Origin of the sequence: Phenylobacterium sp. (assembly GCF_036402295.1) — a bacterium.
Classification (GTDB): domain Bacteria; phylum Pseudomonadota; class Alphaproteobacteria; order Caulobacterales; family Caulobacteraceae; genus Phenylobacterium.
Genome location: NZ_DASWTE010000246.1, coordinates 1 through 5,351, shown reverse-complemented (window position 1 = coordinate 5,351; position 5,351 = coordinate 1). Strand labels below are relative to the sequence as shown.

At 70.9% G+C, this 5,351-nt stretch carries 7 protein-coding genes and 1 pseudogene; 2 read left to right on the top strand and 6 right to left on the bottom strand.

Annotation, left to right across the window (positions count from 1 at the left end; genetic code table 11):
* A partial coding sequence (locus VGD44_RS15325; RefSeq protein WP_414694670.1) for an AMP-binding enzyme occupies positions 1–549 on the top strand: 549 nt, incomplete at its 5' end.
* A 138-nt stretch (positions 550–687) separates the two neighbouring features.
* On the opposite strand, the gene VGD44_RS15320 is transcribed toward VGD44_RS15325, so the two are convergent.
* Genes VGD44_RS15320 through VGD44_RS15300 form a run of 5 tightly spaced genes read right to left on the bottom strand, consistent with a single transcriptional unit; the run spans position 688 to position 3,710 of the window.
* Complete coding sequence (locus tag VGD44_RS15320) at positions 688–1,680, bottom strand: aldo/keto reductase (RefSeq protein WP_331088586.1); 993 nt, start codon at positions 1,678–1,680, stop codon at positions 688–690.
* 50 nt (positions 1,681–1,730) lie between these two features.
* Complete coding sequence (locus VGD44_RS15315) at positions 1,731–2,102, bottom strand: DUF4180 domain-containing protein (protein ID WP_331088584.1); 372 nt, start codon at positions 2,100–2,102, stop codon at positions 1,731–1,733.
* Positions 2,099–2,965, bottom strand: coding sequence for an alpha/beta hydrolase (locus VGD44_RS15310; protein WP_331088582.1), 867 nt, complete (start codon positions 2,963–2,965; stop codon positions 2,099–2,101). The genes VGD44_RS15315 and VGD44_RS15310 overlap by 4 nt, the downstream gene beginning before the upstream one ends.
* Positions 2,962–3,387 (bottom strand): helix-turn-helix domain-containing protein, encoded by a 426-nt coding sequence (locus VGD44_RS15305; RefSeq protein WP_331088580.1) that lies wholly within the window; start codon positions 3,385–3,387, stop codon positions 2,962–2,964. Before VGD44_RS15305 ends, VGD44_RS15310 begins: the two co-directional genes overlap by 4 nt.
* Positions 3,387–3,710 carry a hypothetical protein gene (locus VGD44_RS15300; protein WP_331088578.1) on the bottom strand — a complete coding sequence of 108 codons (324 nt, stop codon included), beginning with the start codon at positions 3,708–3,710 and terminating at the stop codon, positions 3,387–3,389. Before VGD44_RS15300 ends, VGD44_RS15305 begins: the two co-directional genes overlap by 1 nt.
* A 109-nt stretch (positions 3,711–3,819) precedes the next feature.
* Here VGD44_RS15300 and VGD44_RS15295 point away from each other — a divergent pair, with 109 nt between their 5' ends.
* A complete protein-coding gene (locus VGD44_RS15295) occupies positions 3,820–5,061 on the top strand; it encodes an amidohydrolase family protein (RefSeq protein WP_331088577.1) in 1,242 nt (413 codons plus the stop codon).
* Here the strand turns inward: VGD44_RS15295 and VGD44_RS15290 are convergent.
* Positions 5,058–5,351 (bottom strand): annotated as a pseudogene (locus tag VGD44_RS15290) (aminotransferase); the annotation flags it as partial. The gene VGD44_RS15295 and the pseudogene VGD44_RS15290 sit on opposite strands and share 4 nt — an antisense overlap.

Below are 5,351 nucleotides of genomic sequence, written 5' to 3'. Positions count from 1 at the left end.
AAGCCGATCCCCGAGGCCGAGGTCCGGATCATCGACAAGGAAGGTAGGGACGTCCCGCAGGGCGAGGTCGGCGAGGTGGTCTCGCGCAACCGCTTCATCAACGACTTCACCTACCACGGCGACGACCAGAAGCGCCGCGACACCGAGAAGGCCGGCCTGATCGCGCCCGGCGACATCGGCTACTTCGACAAGGACGGGTTCCTGTACCTCTGCGACCGGGCCAAGGACATGATCATCTCGGGCGGGGTGAACATCTATCCGGCCGAGATCGAGGCCGAGCTGCTGAAGATGCCCGGCGTCGCCGACTGCGCGGTGTTCGGCATCCCGGACGAGGAGTTCGGCGAGGGCGTCTGCGCGGTGGTCCAGCCGTCCGAGGGCGCGGACCTCTCCGAAGCCTCGGTGAAGGCCTACCTGCGCGAGCACGTCGCCGGCTACAAGATCCCCCGCCGCGTCGAGCTGGCCACCGACCTGCCGCGCGAGGACTCGGGCAAGATCTTCAAGCGCAAGCTCCGCGAGCCGTTCTGGGAGGGGCTGGAGCGGCGGATCTGACGACGCGCGGCCCAGCGCCCCCTCCACCACTTCGCGGTCCCCCTCCCCCATGGGCCATGGGGGAGGAACTGAGCGGATCGATCAGCCCCAGTTCCTCACCCGCGTGCTGGGGAGGGGGACCACGAGGGGGCGTTGGGCTTACTCCCCGGGCATCCGTTCCGTATCCACCGACGCCTGCAGGTGCTCCGGGTAGCGCGAGCCCATGACCGTGCGTCCGGCCGCGTCGATGCGGGCCATGACATCGTCCGACAGCGTGACAGAGGCGGCGGCCGCGTTCTCGGCCATGTGGTCTGGGTTGGTCGTCCCGGGGATCGGCACGATGTCGTCGCCCTTCTGCAGCAGCCAGGCCAGGCAGAGCTGTGCTGGCGTGCAACTGGAGTGGCGGGCGAAGGCGGCGAAGGCTTCGTAGAGCCTCAGGTTGGACGCCAGCGCCTCGCCCTGGAAGCGCGGCATGGCCTTGCGGATGTCGCCGTCCTCGAACTTGGCCGGGTCGTGCCCGCCGCCGGCGAGGAAGCCGCGGCCGACCGGCGAGAACGCCACGAAGGTCACGCCCAGTTCGCGGCAGGCGTCGAGCGCCGCGATCTCCGGATTGCGGGTCCAGGGCGAGTACTCAGTCTGCAGCGCCGCGATCGGATGGGTGGCGTGCGCCCGGCGCAGCGTCGGGGCCGAGACCTCGGAGAGGCCGATCGCGCGGATCTTGCCGGCCTGCACGAGGTCGGCGAGCGCGCCGACGCTGTCCTCGATCGGCACCCGCTTGTCCCAGCGGTGCAGATAGTAGAGGTCGATCCGGTCGGTCTTCAGCCGCCGCAGGCTGACGTCGCAGACCGCCTTGATGGTCTCGGGCCGGCCGTCGATGCCGCGCTGCGTGCCGGTGGCGTCGGTGATGCCGCACTTGGACGCCAGGACGAACTTGTCGCGGTGCGGGCCCAGCACCTCGCCCACCAGGGTCTCGTTGTGGCCGAGGCCGTAGACCGCTGCGGTGTCGAAGAAGGTGTGGCCGGCGTCCAGCGCGCCCAGCAGCACGCGCTCGGCCACGTCGCGCGAGGGTGGGGAGCCATAGGCGTGGCTGAGGCTCATGCAGCCCAGGCCGATCGCCGACGTCTCGAACGGACCCACCCGACGCTTCTGCATGCGCGCTCTCCCTGCTGCCGCGGTGAGTGACCGCACGCCGGCGGCCGAGGTCAAGCCCGGGCGGCGAGCTTGGCTTCGAGCTCGGCCATGTCGGCTACGAACCAGACGTGGCGGCCGCCGTTGGACTCGCGCACGAAGTCGCGCAGCGCGTTGCTGCCGGCGACGGCTTCGGAGACGTCGCCCACGAAGGCCACGGCGACGCCGTAGTTCACGAACTTCTGGATGACGTTCCCGGCGATGCGGTTGCTGAGCGTCAGGAAGTCCGCAGCCAACCGCTCGACCGGGATCGCGACCACTGCCGGATGGCAGGCATAGGAGTCGCCGACGATGTCGGTGGCCGCCCGCTCGCCGTCCAGCTTCGGGCCGTCGGGCGCGCAGACATAGACCGTCGTGCCGGCGATCGTGCGGGGCTCGCCGCTCATGGGAGGAGCGCCTTCGCCAGGAAGCTGTCGATGGTGGCGGCGTGGCCGATGAGCAGGTGGCCGGCCTCGGGCAGCCAGACGACCTCGGCCCCCGGGACGTTGCGGAGCAGCCGCTCGCGCGTGCCGGCGGAGTCGATCATCACATCCTGCGCGCCCAGGATCGCCAGCAGCGGCATGGTCAGCTGCTGGAGGTCGGCGTCCGTGAACGGCGGCAGAAGCTCGGTCCGCGGGCGGAAGTTCGCGAAGGTGAGGTCCATGAACTCGCCGTACGCCCGCGCCTCCGGCGACTCCCCCATTGGCGAGGCCCCTGGCCCGGCCATGCGCTGCACGATCTTCTTGCGGCCCCAGCGGCCGAGGAAGAGCAGCGGCAGGGCCCAGATGAGGATGTTCTTGTGCTGGCCGACGCCCCCGGGGCCGAGCAGCACCACGGCGCTCACCGTCTCCGGCCGGCGGGTCGCGTACTCCAGGGCGAGCCAGCCGCCCAAGGAGATGCCGACGAGGGCGGCGCGGGTCACGCCCAGGCCGGCCAGCACCTCGCCCAGCCAGTCGGCGTAGACGTGGCTGGCGAGCGGCGGCCGCGACGGCGCGCTGAGGCCCGGCTCTCCGATCATGTCGATGGCGTGGACCCGGAAGCGCTGCGCCAGGGTGGCGACATCGCCCAGCCAGCTCGCGGAGTTCGACGCCGAGCCGTGCAGCAGCACGACGTCCGGCGCGCCCTCCGGGCCGCAGGAGATCACGCTGGTCTCGCCCTGCGATGTGGTCACCTGGCGGCGGACGTTCGGCGCCGGCCAGAACGCGAGGAACTCGCGGTAGCGGGCCAGCACGGCCTGCCCGCCCGCCTCGGATTTCCAGATCGCGGTCATAGGGAAAGCTGCTCGATCCAGACCCGGATCAGGGTCATCAGGTTCACGACGTCGCCGGGCGGACCCACGACGATGATCTTCAGGTGCGACCGCTCGGGCTCGTAGATCACGTCGGCGCGCAGCGGCGGGCCGCCGTGGGGCCGGGCGTTGAGCGCATTGGTGACCGTGCGCGCCCACTTCTGCGCCATCTCGGGCCAGACGTTGGGGATGTCGACGATGCTGGTCACCCACGGATCGCCGGCCGCGGAGGCGGCGCGGGCCGGCACGCCCGCGAAGGCGTCCAGGTCGCTCCTGAGGATGCGGTACGACTTGCCGACGCGGGTGGCCCGCAGGCGCTCCTCGCGGATGGCGCGAAGCACGGTCTTGGCGTGCAGCTTCAGGCGCTCGGCGGCCTGCTCGACGGTGTAGAGTTCCTCGGACATCACTTGATCCGGAACTTCAGGTGGCCCTCGGGCGCGTCGGCCTCGAAGGTGTCGCCGGCCTTCTTTCCCTTCGGATAGGCCTCGCAGCGCTCGTTCGGATCCAGGTTCGACGTGGTGCAGAGCTTGTCGCCCTCGATGCGCCAGCGGCCGCGCAGGCCGCCGTCCAGTCCGGTATAGGTCCCGTCGGCGGCGAAGGTGAGGTCGAGCTCCAAGCCGTCCGGCAGGGTGATCACCATGCCGCGCGTGGCGATCTCCTCCAGGGTGTCCGCGCAGGCTGGCGTCGCGAGCGCTAGGATGGCGAGGGCGGGGGCGAGTCTGCGCATGGTGTGGGTTCCTCCGAGAGGGCGTCTCATGATCCCAAATATTCCCTATCGTTCCCTATCTTGGGAGTCAATAAGGGCGCTTACGGCATATTTAGCCGCAGCGATGATCATGGGAGCGGCGAGCGCGGCCGCCGCGCAGCCGGCGCGGACGCTGATTCAGCCCGACGCGGTCTGGACGCCGGGGGACGCCACACCCAAGGCCGGCTGGGTGGTGCTGGTCGAGGGCTCGAAGATCGCCGCCGTCGGCCCCCGGGCGCAGGTGGCGGCGGACGGCGCGAAAGTGGTCGCCCTGCCCGGCGCAACGCTGATCCCGGGGCTGATCGAACTGCACTCGCACCTGTTGCTGCATCCCTACAACGAGACGCTCTGGGACGATCAGGTGCTGAAGGAGGCGCCGGCCTACCGGACGCTGCGGGCCGGACGCGACGCGGGGCGGACGCTGATGTCCGGCTTCACGACGCTGCGCGACCTGGGGACCGAGGGCGCCAACGACGCCGACGTGTCGCTGAAGAAGGCCATCGCCGACGGGATGATCCCGGGCCCGCGGCTGGTGGTGACCACGCGGGCGATCGTGGCGCGGGGCGCCTATGCGCCGCGCAAGGGGTTCCGCTCCGACATGACCCTGCCGCAGGGCGCCCAGGAGGCCAGCGGCGAGGCCGAGATCATGGCGGCGGTGCGCGACCAGGCGGCGCTGGGGGCCGACTGGATCAAGGTCTACGCCGACTACGGAATCGGGCCGGGCGGCGCGACCCGGTCGGCGTTCAGCCAGGAGGAGCTGGAGACGCTGGTGGCGACCGCCCGCGACCTCGGGCGTCCGGTGGCCGCGCACGCCAACAGCGACGAGGGCATCCGCCGCGCCGTGCTGGCCGGCGTCGACACCATCGAACACGGCGCCGAGGCCTCGGAAGCGACGCTGAAGCTGATGAAGGACAGAGGCGTCGCGCTGCTGCCGACGCTGGCCACCACCGAGGCCTATTCGCGGTACTTCGACGGCTACGCGCCGGGCCGCTCGGAGCCGACGGCCGACATGAAGCAGGCGGAGAAGACCTTCCGCCTGGCGCGCAAGGTGGGCGTCACCATCGGGCTGGGCAGCGACGTGGGCGTCTTCCCGCACGGCGAGAGTTGGCGCGAAGCCGACTGGATGGTGCGGCTGGGCATGACGCCGCTGGAGGCGCTGAACACGGCGACCGCGGTCGGCGCGAAGGTGCTGCGGCGTGACGACCTGGGGAAGGTGGCGCCCGGCGCGCTGGCCGACCTGGTGGCGGTGGGCGGCGATCCCACGAAGGACGTTGGCGCTCTGCGGGACGTGCGCTTCGTGATGAAGGATGGGGTGGTGTACCGAGGCCCTTAGGCCGCCTTCGCCCAGGCGGCTGCGAACCAGGGGATGAGGCGGCGGATGGCCTCCTCGATCTCCGGCGTGGAGACGGCGAAGCTCATGCGGATGAAGCGCTTGCCGTCGACGGGATCGAAGTCGATGCCCGGCGCAGTGGCGACGCCGGTGTCGCTGAGCAGCTGCTTGCAGAAGGCCAGGCTGTCGTCGGTGAGCCGGCCCACGTCGGCATAGATGTAGAAGGCGCCGTCGGGCGGGGCGATCTTCTCCAGGCCCAGCGACGGCAGCGCCTCGAGCAGGAGCTCGCGGTT